Below are 13,772 nucleotides of genomic sequence, written 5' to 3' on the forward strand. Positions count from 1 at the left end.
AAGTTGTTATACCTAATATAAATTGGTTAAATTAGTTGTTAGTAAATTAATTTTTCCAATTTTTCTTTTTTTTTATGGATATTCTTCAGAAGATACAAGCCCTGAGAGACGAACTGAATCAGCATAATTACAATTATTATGTTTTGGACAATCCCACGATTTCCGATTATGAATTTGATATCAAACTCAAAGAACTTCAGCAGCTTGAAGAACAATATCCGCAATACCACGATGAAAATTCTCCCACACATAGAGTAGGTGGTGCAATCACTAAAAACTTTGAAACTGTTCAGCATGAATTTCGTATGTATTCACTGGACAATTCGTATTCCAAAGAAGATTTACTGGACTGGGAAAAACGTGCTCAGAAGATTTTAGGAGATGTTCCTTTGGAATACACCTGCGAATTAAAATACGATGGGGCTTCCATCAGTATTTCGTATGAAAATGGTAAACTGAAAAGAGCGGTTACCCGTGGAGATGGTTTTCAGGGTGACGATGTGACCAATAATATCAAAACAATCAAAGCGGTTCCGATTCAATTAAAAGGAGATTATCCGGAAAAATTTGATATTCGAGGGGAAATCATACTTCCGTTGGCCGGTTTTGAAAAAATGAACCAAGAGCTGATCGAAATAGGAGAAACGCCCTATGCAAACCCTAGAAATACAGCTTCAGGAAGCTTAAAATTACAAGATAGTAGCGAAGTGGCCAAACGTCCTTTGGATTGCTTATTGTACTCGATAATAGGAAATAATTTGCCATTCACTACTCAGTTTGAAGGGTTGGAAAAAGCCAGAGCATGGGGATTTAAAGTTCCGAAGCAATCGCATTTGGCTAAGAATATGGACGAGGTTCTTGATTTTATAAATCATTGGGATAAACATCGTCATGATATGCCTTTTGAAACCGATGGAGTTGTGGTGAAAATCAACAACATACATCAACAGGAAGAATTGGGTTATACTGCAAAATCACCTCGTTGGGCAATCGCTTACAAATTTAAAGCCGAACAAGTTTCTACCCGCCTGAATTCGATTTCTTATCAGGTTGGACGAACCGGCGCGATCACTCCGGTAGCGAATCTAGAACCTGTTCAATTAGCGGGAACCGTTGTTAAACGTGCTTCTTTGCATAATGCCGATCAGATCGAAAAACTAGATATTCGTATAAACGATGAAGTATTTGTGGAAAAAGGAGGGGAAATCATTCCAAAAATTATTGGGGTTGATTTTGATAAACGCCCACAAGATTCTGAAAAAACGGTTTATATTTCGCAATGTCCAGAATGCCAAACCGATTTGGTTAGGAAAGAAGGGGAGGCACAACATTATTGTCCTAATTTTTATGGATGTCCGCCACAGATAATCGGTAAAGTACAACATTACATTACCCGTAAAGCCATGGATATTGAAGGTCTTGGTGGTGAAACGGTAGCCTTACTGTTTAATAACGGATTGGTAAATAATTATGCCGATTTGTATGAACTGAAAAAAGATCAGCTAATTCCTTTGGAGCGTATGGCGGAAAAATCTGCAGAGAATCTTATCAACGGAATTGAAAAATCAAAAGAAATACCATTTGAAAGAGTGTTGTATGCTTTGGGAATTCGTTATGTAGGAGAAACTGTAGCCAAAAAATTAGCCAAACATTATAAATCCATAGATGCTATAGCTAATGCTTCATTAACCGATTTGGTTATTGTCGATGAAATTGGTGAAAAAATAGCTCAAAGTGTGGTTGAATTTTTTGATAATCAGGAAAATAAACTTATTATTGAACGATTAAAAAAATATGGTATTCAACTTGAAATGGCTGTTTCAAACGATACGGTTGTTTCCGATAAGCTTTCAGGTAAAACCTTTGTGGTTTCGGGTGTGTTTTCTAAATTTTCCCGTGATGATTTAAAAAAGGCAATCGAAGATAACGGTGGGAAAGTTGGAAGTTCCATCTCTGCCAAAACGCATTATGTTGTAGCAGGGGACAATATGGGGCCATCGAAACTTGAAAAAGCAAATCAATTGAATATTCCGATAATTAACGAAGATGAATTTTTAACAATGGTCAATGGGTAAAAGTACTCCGGCTTTAATATTGTATTTCGCCTCTTGTCTGGTGTATGTTTTTTCAGTGGCTTTTCACTGGGATGCTGCTATTACTTTATTGGTTAAACCTATAATTACACCGGCAATCTATTTTTACTATTGGCAGGAAAGTAGTGGAAGGGTTGGTTTGCTTCCTTCACTGGTAATCTGGTTCTTTTTTATTGGAGATATGCTCATTCTTGTAGAATTCGAAAATCTTCTGATTCCGTTAATTCTTCTTAATCTGTCGGCCTATTTAATTATCGGTTATTATCTCACAAAAGATATTTTAAGGCTTAAAAATCCTGAAATATCAAGTCATACTATATTGATTATCTGTTTGGTCATCGCATTTCTTTTGAGTTTGCTTTATGCTGCTTTAACCCTTGTTTTTACTTCTTCAGATGCTAATTATGAGTTACTTGCGGTTTATGGAATTATTCTTGTTTTATTGGCTATTGAAACGGTATTGTTTTATATTTTGAAAAACAATCAGGCAGGTTTTTTTCTGGCGATAAGTGTTTTGTGTCTTGTTGTTTGCGATTTGTTTTATGTACTTTATAATTATTACGCCCAATTGGAGGTTTTTATTATTATCAATGTTTTTTGTCAGGCGTTTTCGTTTTATTTTATTGTGAAATACTTTTTATATCGAAACGAATTGTTAAATCTTGAAGAAAAATATGAATAGCAAACCAGCGCTTATAGCTTATTTTACTGCTGCTCTGGTTTTTATGATTGCAGTGGTTCTGGGTAATGATGAATTATTGTTATTGGCAAAACCCGTAATTATACCTTCAATACTTTTTTATTATCTTCTGGAGAAAAAAAGAATTAACTGGTTTTATATGATTATGATGGCTCTTTTTTTTGCTGTAGATATGCTTGCCTTACTAGAAATTCAGAATTTTTTTATCATTGCAGCAGTAATAACACTATGTGGCTATTTACTTTTTTTAAAAGGCCTATTGGATAATCTGTTGCCGCTTCGTTTTAATAAGTTTAATAAATCGAATTTTTTTTCGTTATTAGTTTGTACATTTCTCTTATTGTATTTTTTGGTAATCTCTATGGATTTGCTCATGGAGTCCAAAGAGGATAATCTGTGGATTTTAGTTTTGTACGGGATGGTTTTGGTTTTAATTGGAATAGCCTCAGCATTAAATTACCTTGTTAAGGCTAATCGTTATACTACATTTATGATCATTACAAGTTTGGCGTTTGTAATTTCAGATGTGTTTTTTATACTGAAACGCTTTTTCTTTGAAATAGACCTTTTTAATTATTTCAACAACTTGATACAGGTCCTTTCTTATTATTATTTAACCAAGTACTACCTTCTTAAAAAAGGAAGATTATGAAAATGAAAAAGAAGAAAATTGTTAAAGGAATTGTTGTGTTGTTTTACATGCTAGTTGCTTTAATGGTAATTATCGGTGAATATCAAAAAGACATTACACTGCTTAAATTCACTAAACCATTTTTAATTCCTTTATTGAGTATTTCTTATTTTCTGCGGTCAAAGAAAATTAATTGGAGCTATATAATGGCCTTGGTTTTTATTTGGTTGGCCAATATTTTATTTATTTATCAGACCGAACCTTTTATTTTTAAAGGAGCAGTAAGTTATTTGATTTTTTGGATTATTATCACTTTTATTATTTTAGTCAATACTCGGTTTCCAGATAAATTCTCATTTTTAATAGCGTTAATCCCTTTTTCGTTTATTTATTGTTGTGTACTTCAATTGATTCTTGAGACGGTCAATGAAAGTTTACTGATGTTTTTTCTAAACGGAGTTTTTATGACTTTTTTGGGGGCATATTCTTTAGCAAATTATTTTATCGATTCCAATAAAGCCAATACATGCCTATTGATAAGCATTCTGATGTTTACCTTCATCCAGTTTTTGGTTTCAATCGACCTGTACTATCTTTCAATGAAGCTGTTTCGACCAATTGCAATGTTATTGTTTGCCTTTGCTCATTATTTTTTATTGAAAACGCTTTTGTTTTACGAAGAGAATAAATTAAACAATAATGCTTCTGCCTTGGTTTGATTGCGCTTGTTTTTTGTGATCGAAATAAAAATCGATTCGGCCTAAATTGATTCCATAGCAGCCTACTTGGTTGATTAAAACCTGTTGTCCGTCAAGGTTTGTTTCAATTGAAGGTTTATCAAGGAAAGTGTGGGTATGTCCGCCAATAATTAAATCAATGTTTTTGGTTTTTTTAGCCAGATTCACATCGCAAATCTTTTCCGGTTCGTTTGGGTATTTAAAACCCAAATGTGATAAACAAATTACCAAATCACATTTTTGTTCCTGTTTTAAGATTCGTGCCATATCTGTGGCAATTTCTACAGGGTTGTTGTAAACAGTTTCTTTGTATAGTTTTTTATCTACTAAACCCTGAAGTTCGACGCCAAGTCCGAAAATTCCAATCTTGATTCCGTCTTTATGAAGGATTTTATAAGGCTTAACGATCCCATTCAAAACTGTGTTTTTAAAGTCGTAATTGGCCGATACGAAATCGAATTTTGCATGTGGAAGCTGTGCCAAAAAGCCATCAATTCCGTTGTCGAAATCATGATTTCCCATGGTTGCCAAATCGTACTGTAACATGCTCATCAATTTAAATTCCAATTCACCACCATAATAATTAAAATAAGGGGTTCCTTGAAAAATATCGCCGGCATCGAGCAGTAAAACGTTTTTTTCTTCTTTTCGGATTTTTTCAATAATTGCTGCTCTTCTTGCTACACCGCCCATGTTTGGATTTTTGGGATGATCAGCAGGAAATGGGTCAATATGACTGTGAACGTCGTTGGTATGTAAAATCGTAATTTTTTTTACTTCGTCTTTTTCAGCTTCTGAAAAACTGCTCAAAGACAATCCTCCTAAGCCTAAAAATGCCGAGCTTGCAACTGTATTTTTTAAAAAGTCTCTTCTTTTCATAATTTCAAATTTACTCTAAAACAACTCTTTCTGTGGTAATTACCGGAATTGTGTCTACTTTTTTAAAGTAATCGATCATCAGATTACGCAGTTTGTAATCCATCTCGAAAGATTGTATTCCTTTTTTGAAGAAATCCATTTTATCCCCGCCGTTAGACAAATAGTCGGAAGTGGCTACGTAATAAGTTTTTGTTTCATCCAAAGGCTGACCGTTAACGCTTAACGATTTAATGGTTAGACTGTTCTTGTCAGCAATTATTTTTAAACCGTTTAACGGATGTGGTTTTTTTTCTCTTAAGATATATTCTGCCATTTCCTTTATTTGAGCTCCTTTTAAAGCTACAATTATCAGGCTGTTTTCAAAGGGCATGATTTCAAATGCGGTTCGGGTAGTTACATTACCTTTTGGTAAAATAGCACGGATTCCGCCGTGATTTAGAATACAGATATCAATATTCTTTTTATGTCTTGCCTGAAATACAGGATTTCCCATTTCAACAGTCATATCTGCCATTAAATTACCGATGGTTGTTTGCCATTCTCCCTTACTCTTGTCCAGGGTTTCAGGAGCATAAGCCAGCACATTGTCAAGATCTTTATTGATATGGTTGCGGTAAGGGGTTACAAATTCATCGATGGAATTTACCTGTCCATATTCACTGGTTACGCCAATTTTTTTGCCTTCAATTTTGGAATTGTAATACGGCTTACTTGCACATGAAAGCACTAAAAAAAATCCCAAACCAATAAAAAAATGTATCAAAAAACGGTTATACTTCCTTAACTTTACCATCTTTAACGGAACTTAATTTTCAATAATAATTTAGGTAAAAGTACTATGTTTTTTATAACCGATACGACTTGGGATGATAAAAAAGAGTTAATAAATTATCTTGAACCTGATTTTGGATTAATTTCGTAAAGAATTTCGAACAATTATAACTAAAACATATAAAAATGCAATCATTCATTGGAACCGGAGTTGCGCTGGTAACCCCTTTTAAAAAAGATTTTTCTGTAGATGTTGAAGCTCTTAAAAGAATCGTGAATTATGTAATTGATGGAGGAGTGGAATATTTAGTGGTTTTGGGAACTACTGCCGAATCCGCAACGTTAACTGCAGATGAGAAAGAGTTGGTTATCAATACGATAAAAGAAGCGAACAACGGAAGGCTTCCATTGGTTTTAGGAGTTGGAGGAAACAATACTATGAAAGTGGTTGAAGAGCTGAAAACAAGAGATTTTACCGGTTTTTCGGCAATTTTATCGGTTTCACCCTATTATAACAAACCTACTCAGGAAGGGATTTATCAGCATTTTAAAATGGTTGCAGAAAATGCTCCGATTCCGGTTATCGTTTACAATGTTCCGGGAAGAACTGCAAGTAATATGTTGCCTTCAACGGTTTTAAGATTGGCAAACGATTTTAAAAACATCATCGGAATCAAAGAAGCTGCCGGAGATATTGTTCAGGCAATGAAAATTATTCAGGACAAACCAAAAGATTTCTTAGTTATTTCTGGGGACGATATGATCACACTTCCAATGGTTTTAGCTGGTGGGGCAGGAGTGATCTCTGTGATTGGTGAAGGCTTCCCGAAAGAATTCTCAGAAATGGTGCGTTTAGGTTTGCAGCGTAAAGTAGATGAGGCCTATAAATTGCATTATCTTTTAGCTGACAGTATCGACATGATTTTTGAGCAAGGAAACCCGGGAGGTATCAAAGAAGTGTTCAAATCATTGGGATTGTCTGAAAACACAGTGCGTTTGCCGCTAGTTAACGTTAACGAAGATTTAGCAAATCGACTTGATACTTTTGTAAAGAAAATTGTAAATTAGCATAAACACTTAAACTAATTAGGTTATGTTGTCTAAAACTATTCAAGAAGCAATTAACGGACAGATAAAAGTTGAAGCGGATTCTTCACAAATTTATCTGGCGATGGCTTCCTGGGCTGAAGTTCAGGGGTTTGAAGGTATTTCAGCTTTCATGTATAAACAATCGGATGAAGAGCGTATGCATATGCTTAAATTGGTGAAATATGCCAATCAGCGAGGCGGAGAAGCCAAAATTCCTAATGTGATTGAACCTGTTTTGGATTGTTCTTCGTTTAAGGCGCTTTTTACACAGTTGTATGAACATGAGGTAATGGTTTCGGCCAGCATTAATGAATTGGTTCATATTTCTTTGGGTGAGAAGGATTATGCAACGCATAATTTTTTACAATGGTATGTTTCGGAACAGATTGAAGAAGAAGCAACTGCGAGAACCATTCTGGATAAAATTAACCTGATAGGAGATGATAAAGGAGGTTTGTATTTGTTTGATAACGACATGAAAAATTTCTCCGGAGCTAATAAAAATGAAGTGCAATAAATACTGTTTTTTATAGTTTTTAAAAAGATGTTCTTTAAACTGGGCGTCTTTTTAATTTTCTATGGTAAAAAGATTTTGTAATCTCTAATTAATAATTACTTTTGCAGTTGCTTTTTAAATTAGGTAAACTGACTGTAAAAGCTTTGATAAACCGATAAACATGAGTAAATTTTTATATATTTTTCTTTTTTCAATACTACTTATTTCCTGCAGCCCTTATCAAAAGGCTTTGAAATCTGAGGATTTGTCATTCAAATATGAAGTTGCAACCCAAAAGTATGAAGCTGGAAAATATGAAAAAGCAATTCGTTTGTTTGAACAGTTATCAGGACCAAACCGAGGGAAAGCTAATGCTGAAAAGCTTTTTTATATGTTTGCTCAATCCTATTATAAAACAGAACAGTATTATTTAGCTGCTTATCAATTTGAGTCGTTTGCGGCAACTTATCCAAAGAGTGAAAACAGAGAAGAAACTGCCTATTTGGGAGCAAAATGTTACTCTTTTCTTTCTCCGGTTTATTCGTTAGACCAGGTAGATACGGAAAAAGCGTTGGATAAATTACAAAACTATATCAATACTTACCCGAATTCACCACATCTTGAAGAGGCAAACAAGATTACTAGTGAATTAAAGGATAAACTTGAAAAGAAGGCTTTTGAAATCGCTAAGCAATATAATAGAATTTCAGATTATAAATCTGCAATTAGTGCCTTGGATAACTTTATGATTGATTTCCCGGGAACAAAATATAAAGAAGACGCATTGTTTTATAAATATGATTCTTCATATAAGTTAGCTTTGAACAGTATTCCTTCAAAAGTGGAAGAGCGTTTAAATATTGCAAAATCTTCTTATTCAGTTCTTATGCGTTTCAAAGAAGATACAAAATATAAAAAACAAGCCGATGAAATGTTGGCGCAAATCGATAAAGAATTACAAAAATTTTCTAAATAAAAAGTCTCATGGATTTAAAGAAAACTACTGCTCCAGTAAATACAATTACTTATAATAAAAGTAAGATTGAAGAGCCAACCGGTAATATTTATGAAGCAATTACCATTATGGCAAGAAGAGCGAATCAGATTAATTCTGAAATTAAGAAAGAATTGATCGACAAATTGGACGAGTTTGCTACTTACAATGACAGTTTAGAGGAAATCTTCGAAAACAAAGAACAAATTGAAGTATCTAAATTTTATGAAAAATTACCAAAACCTCACGCTTTAGCGGTGCAGGAATGGTTGGAAGATAAAATTTACTACAGAGATTCAAATAAATAAAACCATGTCTGTTTTAAGCGGTAAAAAAATTATTCTCGGCATCTCCGGAGGAATTGCCGCATACAAAACAGCCACATTGGTTAGACTACTTATAAAGGCAGGCGCTCAGGTTCAAGTAATCATGACACCTGCCTCTAAAGATTTTGTTACTCCTTTAACATTATCCACACTTTCTAAAAATCCGGTGTATTCCTCTTTTTTTAATGAAGAAGATGACCCGAGCCATAAAGGCGAACAGGCGAAGCAGAATGCACAGTGGAACAATCATGTCGATTTTGCGCTTTGGGCAGATTTGATGCTGATTGCTCCGGCGACTGCCAACACACTTTCCAAAATGGTGAATGGCAATTGCGATAATCTTTTGATTGCAACCTATTTGTCTGCAAAGTGCCCTGTTTATTTTGCTCCTGCTATGGATTTGGATATGTACAAGCATCCTTCCACTTTAGCTAGTTTTAGATCATTACGCGATTTTGGGAATATAATTATCCCGGCGGAAAGTGGTGAATTAGCAAGTGGTTTGTCCGGAGAAGGCAGAATGGCAGAACCCGAAAACATTGTTGCATTTCTCGAAAAGGATTTGGAAAGCAAACTTCCTTTAAAAGGAAAGAAAATTTTAGTGACAGCCGGACCTACTTATGAAGCCATTGATCCGGTGCGTTTTATTGGAAATCATTCAACCGGGAAAATGGGTTTTGATATTGCTAAAGCAGCTGCTAATTCTGGAGCTGAAGTAATTTTGGTTTCCGGACCGACTCATTTACAACTCAATAATTCTCTGGTTAGGGTAGAGCGCGTTACTTCTGCTCAGCAAATGTTTGAGGTTTGTCACAACCATTTTAATAATGTAGATGTGACTATTGCCGCTGCAGCCGTTGCTGATTATCGACCTAAAAATGTAGCGGCTCAAAAAATAAAAAAGAACGATGCAGCGTTTACAATAGAACTGGAAAAAACACAAGATATCTTAGCTTCGTTAGGGGCAATTAAGAAGAATCAGTTTCTTATTGGTTTTGCTTTGGAAACTGAAAATGAAATTGAGCATGCAAAGCAGAAAATTCAGAAAAAAAACCTAGATTTGATTGTTTTAAATTCTTTGAACGATCAAGGTGCCGGATTTGGGAAATCAACCAATAAAGTTACCTTCATTGATAAAGATTTTGTAATCGAACCAATGGATTTAAAATCAAAAGAAGACGTCGCTCAGGATATCATTAATAAAATAATAGAACATTATGCGTAATTGGATTTTAGCTGGACTTTTATTGGTTGTCTCATTTGGCTATAGTCAAGAATTGAACTGTACTGTAAAAGTAAATTATGATCAGATTACCAATGCCAATACTCAGATATTCAAAACTTTGGAGCGCTCATTAGGTGAGTTTATGAACAACACTAAATGGACTACCAAAAGTTATGGTCAGAATGAGCGCATTGACTGCAGTATGTTCATTACTATACAGTCTTACGAATCCAACAATTTTAAAGGGACCATTCAGGTGCAGTCTTCAAGACCGGTTTATAATTCTACCTATTCGTCTCCGGTTTTAAATTTTAATGACAAGGAATTTGAATTCCGTTATATTGAATTTGAAAATCTTTTGTTTAACCCGAACAGTTACGATTCAAATCTTGTGGCTGTTGTAGCTTTTTATGCAAACATGATTATTGGGTTAGACGCTGATACGTTTTCAAATCAAGGCGGAACCAAATATCTTGAACAAGCTGCTAATATTGTAAACCTTGCACAATCAAGTGGTATTGCTGGTTGGACTCAAACCGAAAAAAAACAAAATCGCTATTACTTAGTAAACGATTTGCTTTCGAATACTTTTACTCCTTTTCGTGATGCACTTTATGAGTATTCATCGGCTATGGATAAAATGACCGATAATAAAAAAGAAGCCAAAGAAGGTGTTGTAAAGGCGGTTCAGACTGTATCTAAAATTCACAGCACTCGTCCAAATGCGTTTATCACTCGAGTTTTCTTTGATGCTAAAGCGGATGAAATCGTTTCGGTATTCTCTGGAGGACCAAATGTAAATATTGCAGAGCTTTCGGAAACTTTAAACCGAATTTCACCTTTAAATTCTGCTAAGTGGAATAAGATAAAATTCTAAATTTGTGTTTTACCAATTTATCAGGCACAAATTATGCTGACACATCTTTCCATTAAAAATTTTGCACTCATCGAACAGTTGGAGATGAATTTTTCCAACAAGCTTTCCATTATTACCGGAGAAACCGGTGCGGGTAAATCAATTTTATTGGGTGCTTTGGGACTGGTTTTGGGTAAGCGAGCCGATCTTACTTCATTAAAAGATAAGGAACAAAAATGTGTTATCGAAGCGCATTTTAAAATTTCAGATTATCACTTACAGCATTTCTTTTCAGAAAATGACTTGGATTATGAGGATTTGACGATCATCCGCAGGGAAATTTTGCCTTCAGGAAAATCGCGTGCCTTTATTAATGACAGCCCGGTGAATTTGAATGAATTAATAGAATTGGGCGATTTTCTTATCGATATTCATTCCCAGCATCAAACTCAGGAACTTTCCAACGAGGAATACCAAATTCAAATTGTGGATGCCGTTGCCGGAAATCAGGAACTTTTACAAAAATACAATTCAGAACTTTCTAAATATAAAAAGGCTAAATCGGAATTAAAACGACTTACTACCGAAAAAGATTCTTTATCCAAGGAACAGGATTACAATTCTTTTTTACTGGAAGAATTGCTTTCCGCTCAATTAAAAGAAGGCGAGCAGCAAACTTTGGAAGAAATTCAGGAGAAACTAAGCAATGTAGAATTCATCCGTGAAGCATTGGACAAATCTTTGGCAATTTCCAACGAAGAGCAAATCGGAATTATACAAAACTTAAAAGAGGTTAAGACAGCTTTAAGTAAAATTGTAGGGCTTTCTTCAGATTTTCAAGCTTTATCAGAGCGCATTTCATCTGTACTGATCGAGATGGATGATATTGCGTCAGAATTGTACAATCAATCGGAGAAATTGGTAAACGATCCTGAACAATTGGAATTGGTAAACCAGAAATTGCAAACGATATATTCACTTCAGAAAAAGCATCAGGTTGCTTCAGTTGAGGAGCTGTTAATCATTCAGAACGAACTGGACAATAAAGTGGTTCAGGCAGATGATCTGGAAGTCACCATTCAAAAGCTGGAGAAAGAAATTCAGGAAACATCATTAATTCTTGACGCATTAGCTGGCGAAATATCAACTAAGAGAAGTAATGCTTTTTCTGTATTAACTGAAAAAATCACAGATATATTATCACAACTCGGAATGCCAAATGCGCGTTTTCAGTTTGAAATTGCTCAATCTGAAACCTTTTTAGCTACCGGAAAAGATGTAATTCAGTTGTTGTTCTCTGCTAATAAAGGAACGAATTTTGGTTTGCTTAAAAAAGTAGCTTCCGGTGGTGAAATGTCGCGAATCATGTTGGCAGTGAAATCAATACTAGCGAATTATTCGAAGCTTCCCACCATTATTTTTGATGAAATTGATACAGGAGTTTCCGGTGATGTTGCCAATAAAATGGGTGATATTATGAAACAGATGAGCGCTGAAATGCAGGTTTTTGCTATCACACACTTGCCTCAAATTGCTGCGAAAGGGCATCAGCATTATAAAGTTTATAAGTCGATAATAGGGGAGAGTACAGTTTCTCAACTTAAATTGCTCAATGAGCAGGAGCGTATTTCAGAAATTGCGGAAATGCTTTCCGGTAAAGACGTAACCGATTCGGCGCTAATTCATGCCAAAGCGTTGTTGAACTAAAAAAAACCGCCTATATTTGTCAGTATAAAATGAATGTAATGTTCATTTTTTAAATAATACTACTTATCACAACATTATGATTATAGAACCTAGAATGAGAGGATTTATCTGTTTGACGTCCCACCCGAAAGGATGTGAGCAGAGTGTAAAAAATCAAATTGAATATGTAAAATCAAAAGGTACCATTGATGGTGCAAAGAAAGTATTGGTAATTGGAGCGTCTACCGGATTCGGATTGGCTTCAAGAATTACAAGTGCTTTTGGAAGCGGCGCGGCAACTATTGGTGTTTTTTTTGAAAAACCATCGGCGGAAGGTAAAACAGCTTCACCGGGTTGGTACAATTCTGCGGCTTTTGAAGTAGAAGCTCACAAAGCAGGTTTGTATGCCAAAAGCATCAACGGCGACGCTTTCTCAAATGAAGTGAAACAACAAACCATCGATCTTATCAAAGCTGATTTAGGTCAGGTGGATTTGATTATTTATAGTTTAGCATCACCGGTTCGTTTACATCCAACAACAGGAGTTTTACACCGTTCGGTTCTTAAACCTATCGGTGCTCCTTTTACAAATAAAACAGTAGATTTCCACACTGGAAAAGTTTCTGAGATTTCTATCGAGCCATGTAGTGGTGACGATATCGAAAACACGGTAACCGTTATGGGTGGTGAAGATTGGGCTATGTGGATGGATGCTTTGAAAGAGGCCGGTGTTTTAGCTCCGGGTGCTACAACTGTTGCTTATTCTTATATTGGCCCAGCTTTAACAGAGCCGGTTTACAGAAAAGGAACAATTGGTCGAGCTAAAGATCATTTGGAGGCAACCGCTTTCGAAATTTCTGACAAATTAAAAGATATTAACGGAAAAGCGTATGTTTCGGTAAACAAAGCTTTGGTTACTCAGGCGAGTTCAGCTATTCCAGTAATTCCATTATATATTTCTCTTTTGTATAAAACTATGAAGGAAGAAGGTATTCACGAAGGATGTATCGAGCAGATGCAGCGTTTGTTCCAACAGCGTTTGTATAACGGAAGTGAAATTCCTACTGATGATAAAGGAAGAATCCGTATCGATGATTGGGAAATGCGCGATGATATTCAGGCTAAAGTTGACGCTCTATGGGCACAGGCTACCACTGAAAATTTAGCTGAAATTGGTGATTTGGCAGGATATCGTTCTGATTTTTATAACCTTTTCGGATTTGAGTTTGCCGGAGTTGATTATCAGGCCGATACCAACGAAGTGGTTAATGTTCCGAGTATCGCTTAAT

The 13,772-nt window shown here is 35.3% G+C and carries 14 protein-coding genes; 12 read left to right on the plus strand and 2 right to left on the minus strand.

The genetic code is table 11. The features are described 5' to 3' along the window. Positions 1-74 precede the first annotated feature (74 nt). Genes ligA through LZZ90_RS10955 form a run of 4 tightly spaced genes read left to right on the plus strand, consistent with a single transcriptional unit; the run spans position 75 to position 4,143 of the window. Positions 75-2,075, plus strand: a complete 2,001-nt coding sequence (ligA, locus tag LZZ90_RS10940) for an NAD-dependent DNA ligase LigA (protein ID WP_237790737.1) — start codon at positions 75-77, stop codon at positions 2,073-2,075. Beyond that, complete coding sequence (locus tag LZZ90_RS10945; protein WP_237790738.1) at positions 2,068-2,775, plus strand: hypothetical protein; 708 nt, start codon at positions 2,068-2,070, stop codon at positions 2,773-2,775. The genes ligA and LZZ90_RS10945 overlap by 8 nt, the downstream gene beginning before the upstream one ends. After that, positions 2,768-3,445, plus strand: a complete 678-nt coding sequence (locus LZZ90_RS10950) for a lysoplasmalogenase family protein (RefSeq protein WP_237790739.1) — start codon at positions 2,768-2,770, stop codon at positions 3,443-3,445. The genes LZZ90_RS10945 and LZZ90_RS10950 overlap by 8 nt, the downstream gene beginning before the upstream one ends. Further along, positions 3,442-4,143 (plus strand): hypothetical protein, encoded by a 702-nt coding sequence (locus LZZ90_RS10955; protein WP_237790740.1) that lies wholly within the window; start codon positions 3,442-3,444, stop codon positions 4,141-4,143. Before LZZ90_RS10950 ends, LZZ90_RS10955 begins: the two co-directional genes overlap by 4 nt. On the opposite strand, the gene LZZ90_RS10960 is transcribed toward LZZ90_RS10955, so the two are convergent. Together LZZ90_RS10960 and LZZ90_RS10965 are read right to left on the minus strand one after the other, a co-directional pair. Further along, complete coding sequence (locus LZZ90_RS10960; RefSeq protein ID WP_237790741.1) at positions 4,114-5,040, minus strand: bifunctional UDP-sugar hydrolase/5'-nucleotidase; 927 nt, start codon at positions 5,038-5,040, stop codon at positions 4,114-4,116. The genes LZZ90_RS10955 and LZZ90_RS10960 overlap by 30 nt on opposite strands. Positions 5,041-5,050: 10 nt before the next feature. Further along, positions 5,051-5,803, minus strand: coding sequence for a 5'-nucleotidase C-terminal domain-containing protein (locus LZZ90_RS10965; RefSeq protein WP_370640676.1), 753 nt, complete (start codon positions 5,801-5,803; stop codon positions 5,051-5,053). A gap of 194 nt (positions 5,804-5,997) precedes the next feature. Between LZZ90_RS10965 and dapA the strand changes: the two genes are divergently transcribed. The 8 genes from dapA (at position 5,998) to fabV (ending at position 13,771) form a co-directional block, all read left to right on the plus strand. Continuing rightward, positions 5,998-6,879: a 4-hydroxy-tetrahydrodipicolinate synthase gene (dapA, locus tag LZZ90_RS10970; protein WP_237790743.1), complete on the plus strand. Its 882-nt coding sequence runs from the start codon at positions 5,998-6,000 to the stop codon at positions 6,877-6,879. Positions 6,880-6,904: 25 nt separating this feature from the next. Beyond that, positions 6,905-7,417, plus strand: a complete 513-nt coding sequence (locus LZZ90_RS10975; protein WP_237790744.1) for a ferritin — start codon at positions 6,905-6,907, stop codon at positions 7,415-7,417. A 160-nt stretch (positions 7,418-7,577) separates the two neighbouring features. Then, positions 7,578-8,372 carry an outer membrane protein assembly factor BamD gene (locus tag LZZ90_RS10980; protein WP_237790745.1) on the plus strand — a complete coding sequence of 265 codons (795 nt, stop codon included), beginning with the start codon at positions 7,578-7,580 and terminating at the stop codon, positions 8,370-8,372. 8 nt (positions 8,373-8,380) lie between these two features. Continuing rightward, on the plus strand, positions 8,381-8,698 hold the full coding sequence (locus LZZ90_RS10985) for a DNA-directed RNA polymerase subunit omega (protein ID WP_237790746.1): 318 nt from the start codon (positions 8,381-8,383) through the stop codon (positions 8,696-8,698). 4 nt (positions 8,699-8,702) lie between these two features. Beyond that, positions 8,703-9,941, plus strand: a complete 1,239-nt coding sequence (coaBC, locus tag LZZ90_RS10990; RefSeq protein ID WP_237790747.1) for a bifunctional phosphopantothenoylcysteine decarboxylase/phosphopantothenate--cysteine ligase CoaBC — start codon at positions 8,703-8,705, stop codon at positions 9,939-9,941. Next, entirely contained in the window at positions 9,934-10,818 is an 885-nt protein-coding gene (locus tag LZZ90_RS10995; protein ID WP_237790748.1) for a DUF4835 family protein, read from the plus strand. The genes coaBC and LZZ90_RS10995 overlap by 8 nt, the downstream gene beginning before the upstream one ends. Positions 10,819-10,851: 33 nt before the next feature. Continuing rightward, positions 10,852-12,504: a DNA repair protein RecN gene (gene recN, locus LZZ90_RS11000; protein ID WP_237790749.1), complete on the plus strand. Its 1,653-nt coding sequence runs from the start codon at positions 10,852-10,854 to the stop codon at positions 12,502-12,504. A gap of 76 nt (positions 12,505-12,580) precedes the next feature. Beyond that, on the plus strand, positions 12,581-13,771 hold the full coding sequence (gene fabV / locus LZZ90_RS11005) for an enoyl-ACP reductase FabV (RefSeq protein WP_237790750.1): 1,191 nt from the start codon (positions 12,581-12,583) through the stop codon (positions 13,769-13,771). Position 13,772: the final 1 nt, after the last annotated feature.

The sequence above is a fragment of the Flavobacterium sp. SM15 genome, assembly GCF_022012335.1.
Taxonomy (GTDB): Bacteria; Bacteroidota; Bacteroidia; order Flavobacteriales; family Flavobacteriaceae; genus Flavobacterium.

Bases quoted from the DNA above. Each gene is read 5' to 3' on its own strand.
- ligA (WP_237790737.1), top strand. From the start codon at position 75: ATGGATATTCTTCAGAAGATACAAGCCCTGAGAGACGAACTGAATCAG.
- LZZ90_RS10945 (WP_237790738.1), top strand. From the start codon at position 2,068: ATGGGTAAAAGTACTCCGGCTTTAATATTGTATTTCGCCTCTTGTCTG.
- LZZ90_RS10950 (WP_237790739.1), top strand. From the start codon at position 2,768: ATGAATAGCAAACCAGCGCTTATAGCTTATTTTACTGCTGCTCTGGTT.
- LZZ90_RS10955 (WP_237790740.1), top strand. From the start codon at position 3,442: ATGAAAATGAAAAAGAAGAAAATTGTTAAAGGAATTGTTGTGTTGTTT.
- LZZ90_RS10960 (WP_237790741.1), bottom strand. From the start codon at position 5,040: ATGAAAAGAAGAGACTTTTTAAAAAATACAGTTGCAAGCTCGGCATTT.
- dapA (WP_237790743.1), top strand. From the start codon at position 5,998: ATGCAATCATTCATTGGAACCGGAGTTGCGCTGGTAACCCCTTTTAAA.
- LZZ90_RS10975 (WP_237790744.1), top strand. From the start codon at position 6,905: ATGTTGTCTAAAACTATTCAAGAAGCAATTAACGGACAGATAAAAGTT.
- LZZ90_RS10980 (WP_237790745.1), top strand. From the start codon at position 7,578: ATGAGTAAATTTTTATATATTTTTCTTTTTTCAATACTACTTATTTCC.
- LZZ90_RS10985 (WP_237790746.1), top strand. From the start codon at position 8,381: ATGGATTTAAAGAAAACTACTGCTCCAGTAAATACAATTACTTATAAT.
- coaBC (WP_237790747.1), top strand. From the start codon at position 8,703: ATGTCTGTTTTAAGCGGTAAAAAAATTATTCTCGGCATCTCCGGAGGA.
- LZZ90_RS10995 (WP_237790748.1), top strand. From the start codon at position 9,934: ATGCGTAATTGGATTTTAGCTGGACTTTTATTGGTTGTCTCATTTGGC.
- recN (WP_237790749.1), top strand. From the start codon at position 10,852: ATGCTGACACATCTTTCCATTAAAAATTTTGCACTCATCGAACAGTTG.
- fabV (WP_237790750.1), top strand. From the start codon at position 12,581: ATGATTATAGAACCTAGAATGAGAGGATTTATCTGTTTGACGTCCCAC.